Source organism: Pseudarthrobacter sp. rb (genome assembly GCF_056389225.1).
Window position 1 is genome coordinate 83,401 of sequence record NZ_JBWJAR010000008.1, and the last position, 22,275, is coordinate 105,675.

Sequence of the window (22,275 nt, forward strand, 5' to 3'; positions counted from 1 at the left end):
CTGGACCCGCTCAGGTGGCCATCAATTCTGTTTTGACCTCCGTTTTTAACGTTTTGGAAAATACGGGCCATTCCTGGGTCTTGTTGCGTGGTGAGGATGACCTGGTGCGTCCGGCAGGGGATGTCGATATACTCGTTTCCCATAATTTGCTGCCCCAACTGGATCGGATTCTTGGGAATGCGGGATTCAAGCGGGTAATAGCGTATGGACATGGAACCCACCGCTTCTATTTTTGCTACATTCCAAATGAAGATCTTTGGATAAAGCTGGACATCGTTTCAGATATTGCTTTCGGGCAGTTCCAGGAGTTGCGGACAGGCCTTGCCGCCGGCTGCCTGCGGCGTCGGGTGGCCCACGGATCACTGTGGCTGCCGGAACTCCGCGACAAGGCATGGCTTCAGCTCCTGCACTTGGTGTTGGACAAGGGACATATTGCACCGGAGAGGGTGCCGACGGCGCGCGCGGCAGCTGCCGTAGCCACGGCTTCTGACCCATTGGCTGCTTTTCTGGACCGGAAATTCGGGAAAGGGAAAGCACAAAGCCTTCTGGATTTGGTGGGTTCCGGGAATCTTCAGGAGGTCCCCGCTGCGGCGGTGTCAATGTCAAGGAACTGGACGGCGAACGCACCGCGGCCCAGAACGGTTTCATTAATCAACAGAGCGCTTCGACGGGTCGGACCGCACCTCAAGGGGCGGGGACCTGTGGTCGGAGTGCTTGCGCCGGACGGAGCGGGCAAAACCACTTTGCTCGTCGAATTGCGGTCGCACTGTCCCCTGCCCTCGAGTTACGTCTACATGGGCCTTTGGGCGGGCAGCCGCCACGATCAGTGGATTCAGCGGATTCCAGGCGCTGTACTGACCAGGAAAGTATTCCGGATACTTCGCGGTGGCCTTACCGCCAGGTACGTCTCACTCCGCGGCCGGGTAGTTCTCATGGACAGGCTCGCTGAAGATACCCTACTGGCCAGCCCGCAGACTAAGAGCCGGCTGGGTGCCCTGACAGATGCACTTGCCCTCCGCCTTCAACCAACGCCCGACATTGTGCTGGTCCTTGATGCGCCTGGTGAACTGATGTTCAAACGAAAGGGAGAACATAGTCCGCAGGTTTTGGAGGGGTGGAGGGCCGCCTACCTGAAGTTGGCAGAGACCCTTCCATCGGCACGCGTACTCGATGCCAGCCAGCCAGCTGTTCAGGTCAGGCAGGAGGCATCACGGCTTCTGTGGCGCACAGTGGTGGGGGAGACAGCGGAACCTGTTGGGTCGACACCGCTTCCACTGCATTTGTGGACCTTGCTCGATTGGCGGTTCCTGCTTCCGGTGGCACCACCCGGAAGGGTGGGCTACGGAGGACACATTCGGCCAGAGGCCGCCGCGGCCATCAACCTGTTGGACCCAACCGCCGGCCGCATTGCCCTGGATGGAAGCCCTGGAGCAGGTGACTTCAACCTGGTTCTGCTCTCGGAGCCAAACCTCATGCTGCTTGAAAAAGGTATCCAGTCCCTCAGTGCCGATGGCTGGATCTGCCTGCAGGTAAGGCGGAACTTCACCTTGGGTCCAGGCCCTCATACCCTTGCCGGTTGGAAACGTGTCTTGGACCGGTCAGGCTTCCGCGATGTGGACGTCTATTGGCTCGTCCCAACACTCGAACATCCGGAGCGCGTTGTACCCACCGCTTCTGAAGCCGCCGTCAGGGACACTGTCGACCACTACTCAAGTGCACGCTTGGGAAAAGCCAAGGCACCCGTTGCGAGGTTGGCGCTGAGACTGGGCCTGTTCAATATCGCAGCCCCGGCAGGCATGGTAATCGGTCGACGGGTGGAAGACACCGGCCGTCAGGAGTCCGCGTGAGATATATCGACCAGATCCTCAACGACCACCGCCGCGAATTGGCTCTTGAGTCCTTTGGCGTTAAGGGCAGGTGGACTACCTTGCTGCTTACACCGCAGTTTGTCACGTCCCGCCATGTGGTGGCGCTGATCTTTGCCGACGGCGCGCAGAGCCCAAGCCTGGTGGTGAAGATCCCGCGCCAGCCCGGAGACAACGCAAGCGTGCGCAAGGAAGCAGACGTGTTGCTCCAGCTTAAATCGCTTGGTGTTGGGTCCGAACAGGGGGCACCAGAGGTCGTTGGCGTTCTGGATGTCAGCGGACAGACAGTGCTTATCGAGACGGCTGTGACGGGCGCCTTGTTGGAGCCCCACCTTGTCGTGGAGAATTTTGCCCGTGCACTTCGAGCGGGCGAGGACTTCGTGGCTGCCTTGCCCTGCACGAAGCAGGTTGCGGAAAATCCTGACTGGTACGAGCGGACGATTCGCCGTCCTTTGGACGATCTCGCTTCGCTGGTCCCTGGCGATAACGAACTGGTCGAGCTCGTAGACCGCACCCATCAGGTGCTCGCACCGTTGCGTGAGGAAAATCTTCCGGGCGTTGTTGAACACGGTGACCTTAGCTACCAGAATCTTTTCCTGCAGCGGAATGGGCGGTTGCAGGTGGTTGACTGGGAGCGCTCGCGGATTGACGGCTTACCGGCCCACGACCTGGTTTTCTACCTCCAATACATCGGTCAATCCCAGGAAAAAGCACTTTCGTCCCGCCAGCTTCAGCTCCGCGCCTTCGACAACGCCTTCAGCGCGGGCGGCTGGGCAATCGCCCCCGTGACGCAGCACCTCCGCCGGCGGGGCCTCAGCCCGGAACTGCTCCCGTATGTGGTCGTTGCGACCTGGGCGAGATCCACGGCCACTATGGCGTACAGGCTGAGCGACCAGGGTACAAGCTCCGCGGAAACTGGGCGGCTTCACACGGCGGTCACCTCCGACAGGGACTTTTGGCTATGGCGGCATTCCGTCACTGACTGGGCTTCGCAGGCCCTGTAGGCAGCCACGGGAAGGTTTTCCAGACATGACTAATGCTGCTGGTGGATTGGCGAGGGTCGGCTTCAGGGGGGCGATCTGGCAAGGTGTTGCGCTCGTCTCCGGCAAGGGGATCGTGCTCATCACAACAATCGTGCTTGCGCGTCTCCTGTCGCCCGAACAATACGGCCTGGTGGCCGCAGCCCTGGTCCTCATGGCCTACATTGAGACGGTTGCAGATGCCGGAGTGGCACAAGCTTTGGTGTATCTGCCTGCTTCGCCAGTAACAGCGCGGTCGGCGCTCCTGGTCTCGGTGGTGCTTGGTGCCGTGCTCGCCGGCTTGGCCATACTCGCAGCGCCCTGGATCGGAGAACTGTTCCAGCTGCCCGAGGTTGCACCCTTGGTGAGGGTGCTTGCCGTTTCACTGCTTGCCACAGCACTTGCGGCCGTCCCCGAGGCGCTGCTGAGGCGTGACCTGCAGTTCAAGAAGCTGGCAGCCGCACCGGTCCTCCGCGCGTTCACTGCGGGCGCGGTCAGCCTCATTCTTGCCTTCGCAGGTTACGGAGCCTTTTCCCTTGCTGCAGGAACAGCGTCAGGATCGGTCGCATATGCAATCGCCTGCTGGTTCCTGGTTCGTCACTCTGCTCCCTGGCAGATTTGGCGGGTGGCCAAGGATGCGATCAGGGCAACCATTAAGTTTGGATTTCCCGTAGCCGGCAGTAACTTGCTTGCACGACTCATCTTTGATGTGGACTACCTGATCATTGCGGCGGTACTCGGAGCCCAGGCACTCGGTTTCTACACGCTGGCCTTCAGGCTTCCCGAGGCGCTCATCATCAATGTCTTCTTCGTCCTTTCCACCGTCCTGTTTCCCCTGTACACACAGGTTCAAGGCCAGCCGGGACGGTTGCGGGATGGCTATCTACGCGGCGTTCGGATACAGGCCCTCTATGGAATGACGGCCGGTGTCGGGTTGGCGGTGCTGGCACCCGTGGTCGTACCGTTGGTTTTCGGATCCAAGTGGAGCGATTCGGTTATTCCGCTTGTCTTCCTCTCGCTCTATGCCGCGGCGCGCTCGCTTGGAGCCGGAGCTAACGACGTATACAAGGCGATAGGCCGGCCCGGGATTTCAATCACTTTTTCAAGTATTCGGCTGGCAGTGCTGGTGCCAGTCCTGCTGTTCGCCGCGCAATGGGGAATCATCGCCGTTGCGGTAGCCCAAATGGCGACGGCTGTCCTCTTCGCCTTCGGCATGCAGACCGTGGCAGCGAAAGTGCTGGGCATAGCGCCGAAAGCGCTGCTGCAGGCGATCTACCCTGCGCTGGCCTGCAGCATGATCGTGGCAATTGCCGGGCTGGGCATCTTCCTTCTCCCCTACCTCGGTGGCTTGCTGACTGCAGGACTGGTAGTGGCAGCCGCTGTCGGCGCGGTGTATCTCGCCCTGCGGTTTTGCTTCACCCCGCTGCACGACGAGCTGTTGGTCCTTTTTCGCCGGAAGAGCCATCAACCTGCGTGACCCAGGACTCAAGGTAACGGCACCGTCAAAGCCATCGAACCTGAAGCATGGAGTGACATGAGTGAATCAATAGAATCAGCTGCGGGAGATCCCGGGTTAATTCCGGCCTCTCTAATACTTGTGGCGCCGCGCGTGAATTCGGGAGGTGTCGGAGACTACGCGGAAGAGCTTATTGCTGCGGCAATCCCGTCCTTCGCTTCCTTCCGTGAGATCAGGACCGGCGGGCCCGGAGATGTCGGAATCATTGACTTGATCCGTTACCGGAGACAGCTGGCTGCGGAGATCAAGAGGGCGGTATTGGACGGACCGGTTGTTGTCCACTTCGAACTATCTGCAGCATCGCTCGCACCCTTCTGGCTGTTGGCAGGTTGCCCTCGACACGTGGTCATTACAGCCACGGTGCACGACCCTCCCTGGGCGGTTTGGTGGCCCTTCCGGTTCAAGTCCGTGGCAGCGCGAAAGTGGCTCCACCACGGCATCCACCTCCCGCTTCGACCGGTAAGTAAGCGGTTTGAGCGGAAAGCGTTGAGAAATACTGCTTTGTTTGCGCTTAGCGACGTCGGGGCGGGGGCCTTGCGGGAGGCTTTCCCTGCCTGCCCGGCAAAGACTGCGCGCCACTTCATACCTTCCAGGGCCACCCTTAAGCCAGCCTCTGACCGGCCGCTGGCTGTGGGGCTGTATGGCCATGCGGCCAAAGGCAAAGGGTTCGAGCGACTCATGGAACTGCGGGCGGCACTTCCGGCGGAAGTGGATGTAGTCGTGGCGGGGCGTGGAACGGAAAAGCTCCCATCCGTCCCTGGGGTCACCATTTGTGGCGCAGTTGAGGGCCCTGAGGAAGACGCCTTTTTTGAGTCCGTGCGGGCGATCCTTCTGCCGTATGACAAGACGAGCCGGTTTTACGGAAAAATGCTGCCCGCGTCCGGTGTTGTCTCCCGCGCCTTCGCATATGGCACCCCCGTACTGGGCTTCGACTCCGGAACACTGGGCGAAACATCCACAGCGGGCGGACTTGTTGCGGTTCCGAATTCCATTCAGGCGCTGGCTGGTGCGGCTTACCGGGTCATCACGGACCAGGCGGAACTTGAACACCTTGAAAGCGAGATTGGAGAACTTCAAAAGGAGCAGTCCGTCCGCCAGGCCGTCCTGCCCTTTGTCTCGTTTTGGCGGAACGCCGTGAATGCGGCGCAGCAACGGCGTTAGTCGCTGCGGGGAACTGTGCATAGGTGGATAGCCGTCGTCATCTCCTGTTCCGACTGCGGCTATCCACAAACTCCCACCGGGAACCTATGGGCCCTGCGGGGTCCGGCATAACGTGGAAAACAGGCAAGAAGCTACTTGCATAAGCCGCTGGAGAGGATCTGCGCGTGGAGGCCCTTTATCTTGGATTTGGTAGTGCCGCAGTCATACTTTTCCTGGTGGCAGTACTAACGCACCCCGAGCGCCGCTCCGCGCTTTCGTTTCTGCTCGGAGCGTCTGCCGGGTTGGTCGGGGTGCAGGTTTTCCGCATTCACGTTTTTACAGTCCTTGCGGTAATTTGGCTGTGCCTTCCGGGAGGTGCCAGCAACAGGAGTTCTGTAAAGTTCCTGGCCCCGCTCGGCTTTGCAGCGGCCTTGTTCGCCTCCACTGCGCTCCTCGGAGATCTTGTCAACAGCCCAACCCTGGCACTGCAGTTGCTTGGACTTGTTGGCTCCGCGGCGATTGTGATGGTGCGGTCAAGCCGGGAGGATGCCAAGGCGATGCTCTGGGGGCTGCTTGTAGTTTCAACTATTGGCAGCGCGGTAGGACTGTTGCAGGTCTTCAAGCTCGTGCCCAGCGACCTGTGGCATCTGCAAATCAGTGCCATTGGCCGTCCCACCGGCATTTACCCGGAACCCGACTGGCTGGGCATGTACGCCGGCGTCGGAGTAATCCTCAGTTGGCGGTTGGTCCTGCCAAGGGTGGCCAAGGTACTTTTCAGCCTGACCAACTTCATGGTGCTCGTATTGGCGATGGCCCGGGCGTCATGGGTGGCCCTGGTGGGGACGCTGCTTCTGGTCGTGTGCGCCGCAGTAATCTACCGGGGTACGCATGCAGCGGGCCCGAGGTTGAAGGGTCCCCGGAAAGGACGCCTGGCGGCCGTTGGTGCCGCCGTGCTGGCATCGCTTATCGCCCTCAGCGCGGTCCCGCAACTCCAGGAGGACCTGGTACGGCGGATCTCAACGATGATAGGAACCGTCCAGGAGGATGACATCTCGGGCCAGGCCCGGATCAGGCAGAACGACTCGCTGATGTCCCTGGCCGATACGGTACCGGTGTACGGACACGGCATCAGTGCAGCCGGCAGGGTAGGTGCCTGGGGGCAATTTGATGCGGTGGGAGAGGCGCAAAACAATGTTGCCAGTAACTGGATCTTGGGCATGTGGGTTGACGGAGCATGGTTCGCCGTACCACTGATCGCATTTCTGATCACACTCGCATTGATCCGGATCCGGACAATTCTCGGGCAGCTGCTGACTTTCTGCCTGATCAGCAGCCTCTTTTCGAACGCAGTCTTCTTCCCGATAACCTGGCTCCTGGTCGCCCTGGCCACCACAGCAGGCCAGCGCCGGCACGGCACAACCGCCGTAAGCCAGGAAACTGCCGACCAAGAAACTGCCGGTTCTCTGGCAGGAGGGTCCGGACCGGGTCCCCTCCGAGCAGCCGTGGTCCAGTGAGTTTCTGACCATCATTGCTGTTATCTGCGTGTAGCTGCTGCGTGATCCCTTTCGTCTTTCTAAAGAGGCATCCGGGTAAGACGATGGATGCTCCGGGATACCGCCGCTGGCTGGTCTCCCTGTTTGTTTTCATTGCGGTGTCTTCAGCGTCGATCGTCCTCATCGTGGCCGTGACGAAGTCGATTATCAGAATGGCGCACTGCCATGAAGCGCCTTGGAGACCCGGAATCAGGCGAGTCTGTAAGCGGTGATTCGTAGATAAGAGTTGAACCTACTCGTCCCTTCAGCTGATCCCTGCTTCGGCCAGGACAGCGGCGAAGGCTCAGGAGCGGTAGCAGGCGCCGTTGTCAGTGAGCACTCTTTGGATCTTCACGCAGTGGTCAGCGAACGCTGCGATGGCGTTGGTCATGAACGCCGACGCGGTCTCCTTGGTTTCGTCCTGCAGGATCTCGGGAGTACACAAATCGGGAATGCGTCATCCACGGCGTGGTGCAGGAATGTGCAGCCCCGGACTTGGCCGCGGTCCTTGGGCTGGCCTTCGGAGAGATTGCGGGCCGGGGAGTTCGCTTCACCTTGCCCCCGCCCGTGGACGCGGTGTCCGCCGCCGTTGGGGATGCGTCCGAGCTTCTTGATGTCTACGTGGATCATCTCGCCTGGCCAGGCGTACTCGTATCGGTGGTCGCGGTCCCGGCCGCGGATCCTGATCCCGGTGGCAGGGTCCGTGAATTGGAGCGGTGGGCTGAGGTAGCGGACCAGGATGCGGTGCACCGTGGAGACGTTCAGATGCAAGTGGTAGGCAATCCGCGCCGGACCCCATCGCCGGTCCACCCGAGCCCCAGCACGCGCCGCTCGGTGCGCACCCGGGTCCGGTGCGGGATAGCGGCGGGACCATCGTCCCGCTGTTGGCACGGAGGCAAAGAACCGCTCGGCGGCCCGGCGCAACGGCCAGCCATCAACCACGATGCACCGGGCCAGCTTCAGACTCCCCGCATGAGCCAAAGACGCGTTACGGTGGGATACGAGGACCTCCTGGCTTGTGTTCGCTCTTCGACAAGCACCACACAACACCCGGAGGTCCTGGAGGGACAGAACAGCTGGGCGTCTTGCTGCGCGAGGGTCGTTAGCGCATCACTCTCCAAGCAACAGCGGCAGTCGAGGAAAGCTGCTCCTAGGACAACGCACTTTTTCCAGGCATACAGACTGCTCCCCGAGAATCAGAACTGAGTTCACAGTCCGGCCCTCGGGGAACAGATTAACTTGCCCAGGCTTCTATTTCTCCCGCAAGACCCAGTTCCGGCACAGCTCAGCCCAGCCCCTGGAGGCATCTTCATGGAAGAGTTTACCGGCAAGGACTGCTTCAGTTCTGCCTTGGCGCAGGGCATGCTCAATCGCTTTGATCCAGCCATCGATTGATGTATCCCGCTGTTCGCCTGATTCCGTCACCAAGAGGCCGGACTGCGGCCCGTAGAGTTCCCGAAGGCTGGTGCCTGCTCGTCCAACAATAGGAACGGCCTGTTCCAGTGCGCGAATGGCGATGCCGCTCTGATAGAAGCGCTTGTAAGGGATGATGATCGCATCGCTGGTGGCAATGAGCTCATCAAGCTCGTTTTCGGACACGAAGCGCGCGTCCACAGTCCAGCCCTTGACGGGCGGCCAACCGCGGCCAACTATCTCAAGGTTGTATTTTGGCGTGAGCCTGGTGGCCAATTCCTCAAGCAGGGCGACATCCCTGTCCGCCTTGTATTGCCCAAGCACGCGGATATTTGGCCTTCCGCCGCTCCTGTTGCCTCTGGCACGCTCTTGTACAGCGTCGCCTACTGGAAGCATGGGATGTGGCAACAGGACCAGACCGGGTGCCAGGCCGAGATGGCCCATGGCCTCTGCCGCCTCCTGGCTGTGAACCAGGGTGCCCGGCCGCCTTCTGAGGTGTCTTACAAGCCGGGCAACCCTGGGGCTGCTGCCAACGGACCGGACCAGCGGACGGGGATCATGGTAAACGATGATCCCCGAGCTGCCGCAGGCGATTTTGACAGTAAAAAAATCCAGGAAACCGAGAACAGGCCACGTCAAGAGGACTCCGCTGGATGCATGGCTCCGGCGAGCGAGGCGTCCGGCCGAGAGGAGAGCCTCCGCATAGTCAATAAGCCACCGAATTCGGCCCTTTCCTGATTGCGACGGTTCTGCCACAGAAATCAGCTCTGTCTCTGCACCGGCTTCCTGCAGATGGCCGCACAGGGCGGCGGTGTAGTGTTCAAGCGCAACGCCAAGTGGGTTAACGACGACGATTCGCGCGCCGCTGTTAGCGAAGGGTAGCCCGGAGATTGCTGGCGCCGTCGTTGTCATCCCTGTGCCTCCCCTGCTCTTTAGCCGTTTTCTCTCCACCTATGGCCTCCTGCATGGCTTGTTCATAGCGCATGCACACATCAGTCCAGTCGTACTGTGAAGCGGCCCGTGCCCTGTTGGCCGCCCTGGCCTTCGCCCGCTCGTCGTCATCCTTCAGCATGCGTTCAAGTGCCCTCTTGATGGCCAGTGGTTCCGGAGGCACAAGATACTCATCCGACCCCAGGACCTCCGCGTTGTAGGGTGTGTTGCGCGCGACCACGGGCGCCCCGCATGCCATTGCCTGAACCAAGGCAGGATTTGTGCCCCCAACGCTGTGGCCGTGGAAGTAAGCGCCGGCATGCTGCCACAGGGACAGGAGCTTCTTGTCGTCGCTAAGATGGCCGAGCCAGTCCACATTAGTATGCTTACTCAGCCGGCGGGCGGCATCATCCAAGTCTCCGCCGTATCCCGTGGATCCAACGATCACCACTTTGTGCTGCTCGGCAAGAAGCTCCGCCGCCTCGAAGAATTCAGTTACGGTGTTTTCGGGAACGAACCGCGCAACCATGAGCACGTAACCGTCATGCTCATAGCCCGGCACCACCTCGCTGTCAGTGGGTATCCGTCCGCCATAGGGGATGAAGACACTATCCCGGCCGAACTCCTCCCTCCACCGGCGCTGGATTTCCAGCGAGTCACTGACGAGGAGGGTGCCGTATCGGGCCGTCATTCGCGCGCCAAGCTTGAAGACGAATTTGGCGATCCCATTCCACTTGGCACGTTCCCATTCAATGCCGTCAACGTTCACAACACTTGGTATGCCGCGGAGCCTAAGCAGCGGGAGGAAGAAACCATTCGCAACGTTCATCACCAGGGCAACCTGCGGCTTGTGCAGCAGCGAGTGGAGAACCGAGGACAACCCAAAGGAGAGGGTGCTAAGGGACTTACTCTCAAGCCCCCAGGTTCTCGTTGTCCGCACCCGTGGGTCGCGTGCCGCGTCGTCGTCCTTGGTTTGACCGGCCCGGCAATACACATTTACATCCCAGCCGTTTTCCACGAGGAATGGAGCCAGGTGACGGACGGCAGTCTCAAAACCACCGTAATAGCTTGGGTAACCACGTGTCCCGATGACAACCACAGACTTGGACATTCGTTCTCCTCTGAGAGCGTGAAACCAGCGCCCACAGGCCGCGGGCAGGCGTTTGACGGCAGGATGGTAAAGGTGAAGGGTGGAGCATCGTCTACGACAGCGGGACGCTTCTCCGTACCTTTTCATCACCGGCCAACGGCGCAGCAGTGGGCCGCCGGGTTGACCTGGCTTCCTGTGTTTTGGACGGTTCACGGGGAGTCGGAACACGTGCGGGCTCAGGTTCCGGGGTGTAGTACGAATACCCGTCAAACTCCTTTGCCGGGAGACCGTTGATGAGGGTTCCCAGAACGCTTGCATTGACCTTCCGAAGGTTTCCAAGAGCTTTCCGCAGCTGGTCGGTGGTTGTACGGCCGGCCCTGACAACCACAATGGCGCCGTGCGCGATCCGGGTAAGCAGTACGGCGTCCGTTACCGGCAGCAACGGCGGGGCATCGATGATGACGGTGGCCCGTTCCGCCAACGAATCGATGAGGTGCTTCATCGCGCGGGAGCTGAGCAGTTCGCTGGGGTTTGGTGGAATACGGCCGGCCCCCAAAATCGACAGGTTTGGCAAGTCGCCGCGCTGCTGAAGGACCTCATCCAGTTCAGCTTTTCCAGTCAGGATGTCGGTAACTCCGACGCCTGGGACCACATCGAAAATCTTGGCAAGGCTCGGGTGCCTCAGGTCTCCATCGACGACTACGACCTTTTCCCCTGCTGCCGCCATTGTTGCAGCCAAATTGGCGGCAACCGTAGACTTCCCTTCCCCGCTTACGGAGCTTGATACGACGATAATCCGCGGCGGGTTATCAACGTCAATGAAGGCCAGGTTGGTGCGAAGTTCACGAAGTGATTCAGCGAATGCGGGACTTTGACCGGCTCCACCCGGCTTCGTTGACGCTCCTGCCGCACCGTTAGGATCTCCCTTGACCTTGGCTTCTACGGGAAGGGCTGCGATCACGGGCAGGGAGGAGAGGCGCTCGACGTCTTCGGCAGTACGCAGCCGGCGGTCCAGGTGATTCCGGAGGAGTGCGGAGGAATAAGCCAGGAGAAGGCCTCCCGCCAGACCAAAGATCGTGGCCAAGGCCAGGCCTGGCGAAACAGGCTGGGTGGGAACAGTGGCCGCGTCGAGCGGAATCAGGGAAAGTCGGGGGACGGCGGGCGCAGCCGGCTGCCCGGTAGCAGCGGCGGCCTCCCTGTCCCGGACTTGCTTGGCCAGTTCAGCAACCCATGCGTCCGCAACCTTCTGGGCTGTTACCGGATCATCAGACTCTGCTTTGACGTAGATTTCAGCAGACTCAAGCGGAACGGTAACCGCGACGTCCTTCAGCAGGTCATCGCTCGTCTGGGTCAACCCCAAAGAGGCACGCACATTGTCGGCCACCAGACGGGATTCGGCCAGGGACTTGTAGTTCTTGGCCCGTGCCTTGGCCAACGTGTCACCCTGCAGCAGGGTGCTCACGTTGTCGGTTCCCACTGCAAGTACCACCGCAGAGGCCTCAGCGGCGTAGACGCGGGGTTGGAGTGCGCTCCACGTCATAACTGCAAGCGTGACGCCGAGGGTCACGGCCGTGATCGACCTCCAGTACGTGCGGGCTACCCGTACGTAGTCCCTCAATCCCATTCCGGCAGCCTTTTCATCGCTGCCGCCAATCTCCTGATTACTCAAGACTTCGATCCCTTCTGTGGGTTGAAGCGCCGGATAGGCAGCTTCTGCGAAGAAGCCCGGAACGTCCGGGTCTCTCCTGCGTGCGACCACTTCTGCTGCCATGGATTCCCCTTTTCCGGCGGTTGCCTGTGTCGTTGCTTGACGAAATGGCGTGAAGCAACGCTATGGCGCCTGTGGCTGCCGTGGTCCTTGTGGCCAAAGCGGCTGCGGACCCCGGGGGCGAAAATTGTGGATACTGCGGGTACCTGCAGGGTTTGCCTGGTGGCGCCAGGCAAACCCTCTATGCCGGCGCGGGCTAAGTTGCCGGTTTCAGTGCAGCCTGCCAGGCTCCAGCGGCTTTACTGGCCGAGAATGTCCACGTGCTGGCGCCGCTGGCTCCGGCAGATGGCTGCAGCCTGTCGGCCTCCTCGGCAATTTGGCCGCCCGCCGCTTCCCAGCGTTCGGCCCATCCTGTGGGGGGAGTGATCGCCGGCGTAGAACTGTCGTAGCCCACTCCGCCAATGAGCATGGCGCCGTTGCTGGCGGTGGTGATGCTTGGCGCTGTAATGCTGGTTCCGGCGGCTACCTGGGTGGCCGCGTTCGTGTCCAGTGGAGTGGTGGTGCTAACTCCCCGATAAGTGGTGATTCCCCCGCCCCACTTCACGGCTGGGTTAGTGGCCCATGAGTACGACGCGCCGTCAGCAGATCCCACTACGTGGTAGTAAACGAACACTTGGGCCCCTGTCCAGACCCGCAATCCGTTTACGATAGGTGTCCAGCCGGTGGGGACCGAGCTGATCGAGGGGTTCAGGTCTGCCGTAAACGACGCCACCAGGACATCGCCGGCCGCTGTGCCCGAGGGTTTGGTCAGCGTGATGGTGGCTGCTGTGCCGGAGTAGTTGCTGGACGTCCCCACCACGGTGATACTTCCCGTGGGCGTGGGCGTGGGCGTGGGCGTGGGCGTGGGCGTGGGCGTCGGGCTGGGTGACGGGGCTGATCCCAGAGGGCGGTCCGAGTACCAGTACCGCTTTGTGGCATTGTTGCTCGCCAGGACCACCACACCGGTTGTGGCGTCGACGCTTTGCTTGGTCGTAGTGACGTCATTCATGTTGGCGGAGGCCCCGTCCTGGATAACCGGTGTTCCTCGGCCGCTGCCGAAGACTGGGTTGTCCATGGAGGCTGTTTTCTCGTAAATACTCCCCGGAATGCCTGAATAAGCACAGCCCGATACTGAGGTGGAAGGTCCGGTATAGAAGGCCCTGACCAGGTTGTTCGCAGTGTCCAGCAGGATCTGGGGACGCGTGACGCAGTCGGCAATAGTGGCAATGGTGGATCGGGTGAAGGAACCCGTCCCCGGCCGGAATACCAGCAGCTGCAACTCCGGCAGCGTGGTGTCGGTTGACGTGTCGTTCAGGCTCGTTTTCACGGCTGCGTAAACACGCCCGGCTGAGTCGGCCATGAGCGTTTTCAGGTTCAGGTGGTCATCGGCCTGACCTTTGCCTTGAACAGCGGGCTGGAAGTTCCAGGAAGATGCGGCAGTGGGCGATGTCCCGTCCGTGCGGGTGGCCCAGTAGACGGCATTCGAAATGTGGTCGCTCCACATCACGCCGATCTTGTTGCTCCCATAGGCAACGACGGCCGAGATGTCGTCCGGTGCCGGGGTTGGATCCGCTACTGGAAGGACAAAAGGCGTGCCCCAACTCGTTCCTCCGGGAGCGGACGAGTTAACGTAGACGCTGTTGGTGTAACCGGCGGTGGAGCTACCGGAAACCTGGGTCCAAGTAGCCCAGATGGCACCCGTGGTGTCCTTGGCAATCGTCATCGACTCGCTGCTGTTATTGGTGATGGTGGTGGGGAATCCGCTGTCGAGGGTGTACTTGCCGGCGGAGTAGCTGTACCTGTACAACTTGGCCGGTTGTCCGGACACGGATGGCTGCGTGCTTGAGTCCCCCGAGACCGTCACCACATGGGAAGCGATGTACAACTTGTTTCCATCCCACAGTGTGTCCGCCAGGGTATTTCCCCGGCCGTCGTTGAGGATCCCGGTGTCTACCCATGTTTTGGATGGCCGGTCCAGTCGGAAGATGTGCCAGCCGCTTCCTGTGGCCCACATATCTGCCCACCAGGTGCCGTCGTTCCACCACAGCTTGCTTTGCGGCTTGTCAGCCGTGGGTGGGTTGCTCACTCCTGAATAGCTGATGCTTTGGTAGCCATAATTCTCGGCCGCGCGGGCACTGTCGATTCCAGCGATAAGCGTCAATAACAAGGCGACTGCCAGGATCAGGGAGGAAGCAACGGAGGCGGGCGTTTTTGCTCTGGACATTTGGTCGGTTCCTTAGGGCACAGGTTCATGAACTCTTCCCTTGGCACCCCAGCCGTGCCGGACATTCGCGGGCGAACGTCGAGATTAGGGACAAAGTAGTCCGCGCCTTCCGGATGGGGCAATAGGGTCTTTGCTGCCCGCATTTGATAGGGAGTTGCGGGGATTTATCGTCGCCGCGGAGGTCCGGGGGGCGACCGGAAGCCTTCACATTCCTGGTCCCAGGTTTTCCACATAGCTGGCCCGACTGCTGCCGGGTCCCGCACCACGCGGCTAGCCTTGGGTCAAGCGCGAATCGCCTATCGGGTCCAAATGCACTAGGATATTGAAGTCTGTGCTGCGTCCTGCCTCCGTTCCGGCGGCAAGGCATTGCACGGAATCGCAAATGAACCTCCTGTTACGGAAATGCCGTAACCGCTTAGCCCAAAGGAGGTGGGTTCACATATGCGTCCTTACGAATTGATGGTAATCATCGACCCCGAGGTCGAAGAGCGTACCGTTGAGCCGTCGCTTCAGAAGTTCCTGAACGTCATCACCAACGATGGTGGAACCATCGAAAAGGTTGACATCTGGGGCCGTCGCCGTCTGGCTTACGACATCAAGAAGAAGTCCGAAGGTATCTACGCCGTGGTGAACTTCACCGCCAAGCCGGAGACCGCCAAGGAACTTGACCGCCAGCTGTCTCTTAACGAGACCATCATGCGCACCAAGATCACCCGCCCCGAAGAGCAGAAGGTTGTTGCTGAGTAATTCAGCACCGTCTTCATTCTTTACCCCGCAGGAAACGCACTCTTCACCCAGGATCGAACAAGGAGGCAGTAGATGGCAGGCGAGACCACCATTACGGTCATCGGTAACCTCACCAATGACCCGGAATTGCGGTTCACACCGTCAGGTTCGGCAGTAGCGAACTTCACCATCGCTTCCACCCCCCGCACCTTTGATCGCCAGTCCAACGAGTGGAAGGACGGGGAAACCCTGTTCCTCCGCGCTGCCGTATGGCGTGAAGCAGCCGAGAACGTCGCCGAATCCCTGACCAAGGGCATGCGCGTGATTGTGACCGGCCGCCTGAAGAGCCGTTCCTACGAAACAAAAGAAGGCGAAAAGCGCACCGTTATCGAGCTTGAGGTCGATGAAATCGGCCCCAGCCTGCGCTACGCCAATGCCAAGGTCAACCGCACCCAGCGCTCCGGCGGACAGGGTGGCGGCGGCTTCGGCGGCGGCAACAGCGGCGGTGGCTTCGGAGGCGGCAACTCTGGTGGAAACCAGGGTGGCAACTCCGGTGGAGGCTGGGGCGGCGGCAACCAGCAGGCTGCACAGGACGATCCCTGGGCTACGCCGGGTGTATCCAACGCAGGCGGCTGGGGCAACGGCCCCGATTCCGAACCTCCCTTCTAAAACCCAAATATCGGCCCGGCGCCGGGACTGCAGGGGTGCGCCACGCACCCAAGGCACTGCCGCCGTCGGACCACCACCATCCCGTGGATCAACATCCACGGGCTCCCTAGAATAGGAGCTCCACGATGGCTAAGGCTGAACTCCGTAAGCCCAAACCAAAGTCCAACCCCTTGAAGGCCGCTGACATCACTGTCATCGACTACAAGGACGTAGCATTGCTGCGCAAGTTCATCTCCGACCGCGGCAAGATCCGCGCCCGTCGCGTCACTGGCGTCACGGTGCAGGAACAGCGCAAGATCGCCCAGGCAATCAAGAACGCCCGCGAAGTTGCTCTGCTGCCTTACTCCGGCGCTGGCCGCGGCTAAGGAAGGGATTAACTAACATGGCAAAGCTCATTCTGACCCACGAAGTCACCGGTCTCGGTGCTGCCGGCGATGTTGTCGAGGTCAAGGACGGTTACGCACGTAACTACCTGCTGCCCCGCAACTTCGCCCTGACCTGGTCGAAGGGTGGCGAGAAGCAGGTTGAGTCCATCAAGGCTGCCCGCGCCGCCCGCGAGCACGCTTCCCTGGAAGATGCTCAGAAGCAGGCCGCTGCACTGTCCGCCAAGCCGGTCAAGCTGGTCGTCAAGGCCGGCGAGTCCGGCCGCCTGTTCGGCACCGTCAAGCAGGGCGACGTCGCCGACGCTGTTGAGGCCGCTGGCCTTGGCAAGATCGACAAGCGCAAGGTTGAACTGCCCGCACACATCAAGTCGGTTGGTTCCTACCAGGCCAACGTCCGCCTCCACGCTGACGTTGCCGCTGTGATCGAACTGGACGTGGTGGCAGGAAAGTAATTTCCCCACTCCACGTTACGACCCCCGTCGCCGGACTCCGGCGGCGGGGGTCTTTCGTTTGTGCGGTGGTAGCCTGCTCCGGTGAACCCGAACCCCCGCCACCGCCCCTTCCACCAAGTGGATGTCTTCGCCGGCCTGGCCTACCGTGGCAACCCGCTCGCCGTCGTGCTGGACGCCCAAGGCCTGGACGCGGCAACCATGCAGCACTTCGCCAACTGGACCAACCTCTCGGAAACCACCTTCCTGCTGCCTCCCCGGGATTCCCGCGCCGACTACCGGGTCAGGATTTTTACCGGGACCGAGGAGTTCCCGTTTGCGGGCCACCCGACGCTGGGCTCTGCCCATACGTGGCTGGAAAGCGGAGGGGTGCCAAAGTCCGACGGCTGCGTGGTGCAGGAATGCGCTGCGGGGCTGGTCCGGATCAAGCGCGACGGCGGGAGGCTGGCTTTCGCGGCGCCGCCCCTGACGCGATCCGGCCCCGTGGAGGAGCCCGTCCGCCGGCAGCTGGCAGCGGCGCTGCGGGTGGCCCCAGGCGACATCCTTGACGCGTGCTGGCTGGTGAACGGGCCGGAATGGATCGGTGTCCTGCTGGAGTCTGCCGGGCAGGTGCTGGCCCTGGAGCCGGACCACGCAGCCATGGGCGACCTTAAAATCGGCGTCATAGGGCCACACGCTCCCGGCGCCGGCGCCGACTTTGAGGTGCGCACGTTCCTGCCCGGTGATGCGATGGCGGAGGACCCCGTCACCGGCAGCTTCAATGCCGGTGCAGCCCAGTGGCTGATGGGAACCGGCAGGGCGCCGGAGCAGTATGTGGCCTCGCAGGGGACCGTGCTGGGCCGCGCCGGGCGCATCCACGTGAGCGCTGAGGACGGGGACATCTGGGTGGGTGGCGAATCGACCACGTGCATCCAGGGAACCGTTCTGCTCTGATCAGGGTCGCGGCAGGGCCTCCGGGAATACTCCGCCGCCTGCGGCAGTTCAACGGTATAGATGCAAACGCATGTATGATGGATTTGAACGAGCACCAGGAGAATGCCATGGAAACCCGCCGCATCACCGTCCTCTCCGCAGGACTTGGCGTACCCTCATCGAGCCGGCTGCTGGCCGACCAGCTTTCGGCGGCCGCCACGAGGCAGCTTGAGGCAGGCGGCTACCAGGTGGCGGTGGACGTCGTCGAGCTCCGCGACCTGGCCGTGGACATCGCCAACAACTTCGTCACCGGCTACGCCGCTCCGAGGCTGGCGGACGTCATCGCGGGGGTGGAGGCATCGGACGGAATCATAGCCGTGACCCCGGTCTTCAGCGCCTCCTACAGTGGTCTCTTCAAGTCCTTCATCGACGTCCTGGATCCCAAGTCGCTGGACGGCAAGGCAGTCCTGCTGGGCGCCACCGGCGGAACGGACCGGCACCAGATGGTGCTGGACTACGCTCTGCGGCCTCTGTTCAGCTACCTTCGGACGCGCATTGCGGCCACCGGCGTCTTCGCCGGGCCCCAGGACTGGGGAACCGCCGAGGAAGGCGGGGCATCCCTCGCGGACCGGATCGAACGTGCCGCCGGCGAGTTCACCCGCCTGCTGGAGGGGCTTCAGCCGGGCCGGAAGTCCGCCCCGCTGGAATCCCTCCCATTCGAGCAGTTGCTGGCCGGTATTTCCGGATCCCGCTAGTCGTCCAGCAGCGCGATGAATTCCCGCGCCTGCTTCAGCGAGATATCGGAGTGCCGCGTCAGCGCCGTGGCCGCCGCCTCGGTGTCGCCGCTCCGGGCCAGCGTGCGGATCCTCCCGTAGATCTCGTCATTGAGCATGTTGCTGCTGACTTCCCGGGTCACGTCGCCTTTGCTGGCGATCGCCCGGTAGCGGTACGGAAACCGCTGCGGCTCGTCGTCGTCCTCCTCGATGATCTGTGCGGGCTCCTTGCTCAGGTAGGGCTGTGGGTGCGCCGCCAACGCGCCCACCGCGTCGCGTGAAGCCCGCAGCCCCTCACCGGTGACCTCGTAGTACAGCTTGATGGCGGCCATGGCCTGGCCTTGCGCGATCAGGGCATAGATCCGCCGGTGCTGCTCCTCCGTCAGGCGCCCGGCAGCTGTCCGGGCCAGTTCCTGGGGTGTGGCGGCGGGCTGGGACGGGGCCGTACCGTGCGCGGCTTTGCGCCTGCGGGCGGCGCTGTATGCCACCAGGACCGCCGCAACCACCGCAAGCAGGATTAGGACGGGGACCACAAGGGATTCCATTTTCATGAGCCGTTCTTTGTACTTCCTGCTGCTGGTTGTGCTGCTGGGCGTTCTGGCTCGGGTGGGTGGCCGCCGCCAGGCGGGCCCGGGCGGCGGTGGCAGCCTGGACCTGGGCTGCGTAGTGGCGTGCCGAGCGCTCGGCAAGCTCGCGCTGGTATTTGTCGGCTTCCGACGTTCCCGCATCACGCGGCCGTAACGCGGTGGCAATGCCCCAGATGAGCGCCACTAAAGCTATCGCCGGCAACAGCACCAGCAGGAGATCGCCCATATGTAGAGCTTAATCCAGATTGGGTTTATCCACAGCAATATTCAACTGTGCGCATACAGGGCCGGGCGCTCGGCAGTCAAACTTCCGGCATGGAATATGAGGAGCACCACGAGCCCGCGGAGAGGCACGCTCCGGGGACCCTGCAACCCTCCTGCCGCTGCATATCCCCGTCAGCGCCTGTGGATGAAATTCCTTGGAGGAAATATTTACTCCACAAGCTGGCAATCCTGTTTCCGCAGGTCAGACGCGGAAAGCGGGCTAAAAAAATTTGGTATCCACAGAGTTCCCCACAGGCTGTGCACAAGCTATGCCGCATACTGCACAGGTTATCCACAGGGCGTGCGCCTTGCCGGCTTTGCGGGTGGCGCCGTGGGGGCTAGCGTAGCGGGGTACCTGTTCTCCACAGTCGAAACAGGGCCCCCAGTTCGGTTTTCGGGGCTCTTCGCGCCGCCTCCCACGTCTCTCTGTGGAAAAGCTGTGGATATTGGGGATAACTCCGGCCCGGAGCTGGTTTCCGGACCCCGGAGCTTGATTGTCAGGGCCTGCGGGTAGACCTGGATGGGTGGCGGATCCGGTTGTCGGAGGCCGTGAACAGGATGGATCTCCGGGCCGAACGCCCGGAACAAATGGAGGACGGCAGCTTTGTCAATCGCGCATCTGGACCCTGTTGAGGCAACCCGTGGATCGGACGCGAGCCGGAAGCCGCCACAGGACATCGCCGCCGAACAATCGGTCCTGGGCGGCATGATGCTCTCCAAGGACGCCATCGCGGATGTTGTTGAAATCCTCCGCGGCCAGGACTTCTACCGCCCGGCGCACGAGACCATCTATGAGGCCATCATCGACCTCTACGGCCGCGGGGAGCCTGCGGACGCCGTTACGGTGTCCGATGAACTGACCAAGCGTGCCGAGATCAACAGGATCGGCGGCCCGGCCTACCTGCACGAGCTCATCCAGACCGTGCCCACTGCAGCCAACGCCGGCTACTACGCCGAGATCGTGGCCGAACGTGCGGTGCTTCGCCGCCTGGTGAACGCCGGCACCAAGATCGTCCAGCTGGGCTACGGCTCCGACGGCGAGGTGGAGGACTTGGTCAACCAGGCCCAGGCGGAGGTTTACGCCGTGGCTGAACGCCGCACCGCCGAGGACTACGTGGTGTTGAAGGACGTCATGGAGTCCACGGTGGACGAAATAGAGGCGTCCGGCCACCGCGGGGAGGGCATGACCGGTGTCCCTACCGGGTTCTACGAACTCGATGAGCTGACCCACGGGCTCCACCCCGGACAGATGATCGTCATCGCTGCGCGCCCCGCCGTTGGTAAGTCAACGTTCGCCCTGGACTTCGCCCGGTCCGCGGCCATCAAGAACAACCTCTCCACGGTCATGTTCTCCCTGGAAATGGGCCGGAACGAGATCGCCATGCGCCTCCTGTCCGCCGAAGCCACCATTGGGCTCCAGGACCTCCGCAAGGGAACCATCAAGGACGAGCAGTGGTCCAAGATTGCCACCACCATGGGCAGGATGAACGATGCCCCGCTGTTCATCGATGACAGCCCGAACATGTCCCTGATGGAAATCCGGGCCAAGTGCCGCCGGCTCAAGCAGCAGCATGACCTCAAGCTGGTTATCCTCGACTACCTGCAGCTCATGAGCTCGGGCAAGAAGGTGGAGTCCCGCCAGCAGGAAGTCTCCGAGTTCTCGCGTGCGCTGAAGCTCCTCGCCAAGGAACTCCAGGTTCCCGTGATCGCCCTGTCCCAGCTGAACCGTGGATCGGAACAGCGCCAGGACAAGCGCCCCATGGTGTCGGACCTCCGTGAGTCCGGTTCCATCGAGCAGGATGCCGACATGGTCATCCTGCTCCACCGCGAAGACGTATATGACAAGGAATCGCCCCGCGCCGGGGAGGCGGACATCCTGGTGGCCAAGCACCGTAACGGCCCCACCAAGGACATTGTGGTGGCATTCCAGGGCCACTACTCCCGCTTTGCCAATATGGCGGGCGACGCCGGCGGCGGTGGCGGCTTCTAGGAGCCTTCGCTCCCGGAGCGGGACGGGGCGCTGCCGGCAGGTCCCGCTGGGGCGAGAAGGTGGTTCGGCAGGCGGTTCCCCGGTGCCGTGCCCCGGATTTCGAGGAGTTCGCGGGCATGGGCGTGGAGCCGCTTGTCTTCCTCGCTGACCGGCACCCATGCCGGGACGGGCACCGAGTTCCCGTCGTCGTCGCGCGCCACCATCACGGTGAGGCAATAGGTGGTGAGGTTCAACTCCCGGCCCTTGGGATCGCCGGAACGGACGTGGACCGCGATGTGCATGCCTTTGGTCCCCGTGTACACCAGCCGTGCCTCCACCTCCACAACGTGGCCAATCAGCAGGGGCCGGTAGAAGCGCACGCCGCCGGAGAAGACCGCCACGGTGTCCCGGCCACAGTAGCGGGAGGCGCAGACGTACGCGGCTTCGTCGATCCACTTCATGACGATGCCGCCGTGGACCTTGCCGCCCCAGTTCACGTCGGTCGGGGCGGCCATGAACCGCAGCGTCACGCGTTCGGCCGTGCCCGCGTCCGTATATTCCTGCCGGTTCATAGCTTCCACAATCTGCTCACGGACCTTGATCCGGGCCAGCGCGTGGTCCCGTTGCTCGATCTCGGCAGGGCTGGATGGTTCAAACTGCTGCACCGGGATGGGCTTGCCGTCCGCCCCGACCGCCACGAAGATCACCATGCACTGGCTGCGCATCGTGGCCGGGCCGCCTTTCGGATCCCCGGAAGAGACCACGGTGTGGATGTGCATGGAGGACCGGCCGGTATAGACGATGGTCGCTTCCACCTCCACCATGTCCCCGCTGTTGACGGGATCGGCGAAGTGGATGTTTCCCACATAGGCGGTTACGCAGTAGGACTTGGCCCACCCCACCGCTGCGGCGTAGGCGGCCTTGTCCACCCACTCGAGCACCGTGCCGGCATCCACCGAGCCGCTGTGCCCAACGTCGGTGGGAGCGGCGAGGAAGCGGAGGGTTACGGAGTTGGGACGGCCGGTCTCAGTCATGCTGCGATCCTACTGGCGGCCCCGGTTACCGGC

General features: G+C 62.0%; 20 protein-coding genes. 13 read left to right on the top strand and 7 right to left on the bottom strand.

Features of this window, described 5'->3' with window-relative positions; genetic code table 11:
* Positions 1 to 14 precede the first annotated feature (14 nt).
* The 5 genes from ACWRN3_RS12530 to ACWRN3_RS12550 all read left to right on the top strand — a co-directional run bounded on the left by ACWRN3_RS12530 (position 15) and on the right by ACWRN3_RS12550 (position 7,054).
* On the top strand, positions 15 to 1,847 hold the full coding sequence (locus ACWRN3_RS12530) for a nucleoside/nucleotide kinase family protein (protein ID WP_476740819.1): 1,833 nt from the start codon (positions 15 to 17) through the stop codon (positions 1,845 to 1,847).
* On the top strand, positions 1,844 to 2,869 hold the full coding sequence (locus ACWRN3_RS12535; protein WP_476740820.1) for an aminoglycoside phosphotransferase family protein: 1,026 nt from the start codon (positions 1,844 to 1,846) through the stop codon (positions 2,867 to 2,869). The genes ACWRN3_RS12530 and ACWRN3_RS12535 overlap by 4 nt, the downstream gene beginning before the upstream one ends.
* A 25-nt stretch (positions 2,870 to 2,894) precedes the next feature.
* Positions 2,895 to 4,361 carry a lipopolysaccharide biosynthesis protein gene (locus ACWRN3_RS12540; protein WP_476740821.1) on the top strand — a complete coding sequence of 489 codons (1,467 nt, stop codon included), beginning with the start codon at positions 2,895 to 2,897 and terminating at the stop codon, positions 4,359 to 4,361.
* 57 nt (positions 4,362 to 4,418) lie between these two features.
* On the top strand, positions 4,419 to 5,561 hold the full coding sequence (locus tag ACWRN3_RS12545; protein WP_476740822.1) for a glycosyltransferase: 1,143 nt from the start codon (positions 4,419 to 4,421) through the stop codon (positions 5,559 to 5,561).
* Positions 5,562 to 6,064: 503 nt separating this feature from the next.
* Positions 6,065 to 7,054, top strand: coding sequence for a hypothetical protein (locus ACWRN3_RS12550; protein ID WP_476740823.1), 990 nt, complete (start codon positions 6,065 to 6,067; stop codon positions 7,052 to 7,054).
* 322 nt (positions 7,055 to 7,376) lie between these two features.
* Here ACWRN3_RS12550 and ACWRN3_RS12555 read toward each other — a convergent pair whose 3' ends face one another.
* From ACWRN3_RS12555 to ACWRN3_RS12575, 5 genes are all read right to left on the bottom strand, one after another.
* Positions 7,377 to 7,517, bottom strand: coding sequence for a hypothetical protein (locus ACWRN3_RS12555; protein WP_476740824.1), 141 nt, complete (start codon positions 7,515 to 7,517; stop codon positions 7,377 to 7,379).
* Positions 7,518 to 8,323: 806 nt separating this feature from the next.
* Positions 8,324 to 8,929, bottom strand: coding sequence for a hypothetical protein (locus ACWRN3_RS12560; protein WP_476740825.1), 606 nt, complete (start codon positions 8,927 to 8,929; stop codon positions 8,324 to 8,326).
* Positions 8,930 to 9,353: 424 nt separating this feature from the next.
* Positions 9,354 to 10,526, bottom strand: coding sequence for a glycosyltransferase (locus ACWRN3_RS12565; protein WP_476740826.1), 1,173 nt, complete (start codon positions 10,524 to 10,526; stop codon positions 9,354 to 9,356).
* 91 nt (positions 10,527 to 10,617) lie between these two features.
* Positions 10,618 to 12,276: a tyrosine-protein kinase domain-containing protein gene (locus tag ACWRN3_RS12570; RefSeq protein WP_476740827.1), complete on the bottom strand. Its 1,659-nt coding sequence runs from the start codon at positions 12,274 to 12,276 to the stop codon at positions 10,618 to 10,620.
* A gap of 193 nt (positions 12,277 to 12,469) precedes the next feature.
* Positions 12,470 to 14,476: a hypothetical protein gene (locus ACWRN3_RS12575; protein WP_476740828.1), complete on the bottom strand. Its 2,007-nt coding sequence runs from the start codon at positions 14,474 to 14,476 to the stop codon at positions 12,470 to 12,472.
* A 441-nt stretch (positions 14,477 to 14,917) separates the two neighbouring features.
* On the opposite strand from ACWRN3_RS12575, the gene rpsF reads away from it, so the two are divergent.
* From rpsF to ACWRN3_RS12605, 6 genes are all read left to right on the top strand, one after another.
* Positions 14,918 to 15,223 (top strand): 30S ribosomal protein S6, encoded by a 306-nt coding sequence (gene rpsF / locus ACWRN3_RS12580; RefSeq protein ID WP_015939036.1) that lies wholly within the window; start codon positions 14,918 to 14,920, stop codon positions 15,221 to 15,223.
* Positions 15,224 to 15,295: 72 nt separating this feature from the next.
* Positions 15,296 to 15,871 carry a single-stranded DNA-binding protein gene (locus ACWRN3_RS12585; RefSeq protein ID WP_141158852.1) on the top strand — a complete coding sequence of 192 codons (576 nt, stop codon included), beginning with the start codon at positions 15,296 to 15,298 and terminating at the stop codon, positions 15,869 to 15,871.
* Positions 15,872 to 15,996: 125 nt separating this feature from the next.
* On the top strand, positions 15,997 to 16,236 hold the full coding sequence (gene rpsR / locus ACWRN3_RS12590; protein ID WP_003800144.1) for a 30S ribosomal protein S18: 240 nt from the start codon (positions 15,997 to 15,999) through the stop codon (positions 16,234 to 16,236).
* A gap of 17 nt (positions 16,237 to 16,253) precedes the next feature.
* Positions 16,254 to 16,706: a 50S ribosomal protein L9 gene (rplI, locus tag ACWRN3_RS12595; RefSeq protein ID WP_018769834.1), complete on the top strand. Its 453-nt coding sequence runs from the start codon at positions 16,254 to 16,256 to the stop codon at positions 16,704 to 16,706.
* A gap of 81 nt (positions 16,707 to 16,787) precedes the next feature.
* Positions 16,788 to 17,636, top strand: coding sequence for a PhzF family phenazine biosynthesis protein (locus tag ACWRN3_RS12600; protein ID WP_324643586.1), 849 nt, complete (start codon positions 16,788 to 16,790; stop codon positions 17,634 to 17,636).
* Positions 17,637 to 17,743: 107 nt separating this feature from the next.
* Positions 17,744 to 18,370 (top strand): FMN reductase, encoded by a 627-nt coding sequence (locus tag ACWRN3_RS12605; RefSeq protein ID WP_324645332.1) that lies wholly within the window; start codon positions 17,744 to 17,746, stop codon positions 18,368 to 18,370.
* Here ACWRN3_RS12605 and ACWRN3_RS12610 read toward each other — a convergent pair.
* Positions 18,367 to 18,933, bottom strand: a complete 567-nt coding sequence (locus tag ACWRN3_RS12610) for a hypothetical protein (RefSeq protein ID WP_476740907.1) — start codon at positions 18,931 to 18,933, stop codon at positions 18,367 to 18,369. The two genes, ACWRN3_RS12605 and ACWRN3_RS12610, sit on opposite strands and share 4 nt — an antisense overlap.
* Positions 18,934 to 18,937: 4 nt before the next feature.
* Here ACWRN3_RS12610 and ACWRN3_RS12615 point away from each other — a divergent pair, with 4 nt between their 5' ends.
* Entirely contained in the window at positions 18,938 to 19,129 is a 192-nt protein-coding gene (locus ACWRN3_RS12615) for a hypothetical protein (protein ID WP_476740829.1), read from the top strand.
* A gap of 714 nt (positions 19,130 to 19,843) precedes the next feature.
* On the top strand, positions 19,844 to 21,229 hold the full coding sequence (gene dnaB / locus ACWRN3_RS12620) for a replicative DNA helicase (RefSeq protein ID WP_159629496.1): 1,386 nt from the start codon (positions 19,844 to 19,846) through the stop codon (positions 21,227 to 21,229).
* On the opposite strand, the gene ACWRN3_RS12625 is transcribed toward dnaB, so the two are convergent.
* Positions 21,226 to 22,242, bottom strand: a complete 1,017-nt coding sequence (locus tag ACWRN3_RS12625; RefSeq protein ID WP_324643583.1) for an acyl-CoA thioesterase — start codon at positions 22,240 to 22,242, stop codon at positions 21,226 to 21,228. The two genes, dnaB and ACWRN3_RS12625, sit on opposite strands and share 4 nt — an antisense overlap.
* Positions 22,243 to 22,275: the final 33 nt, after the last annotated feature.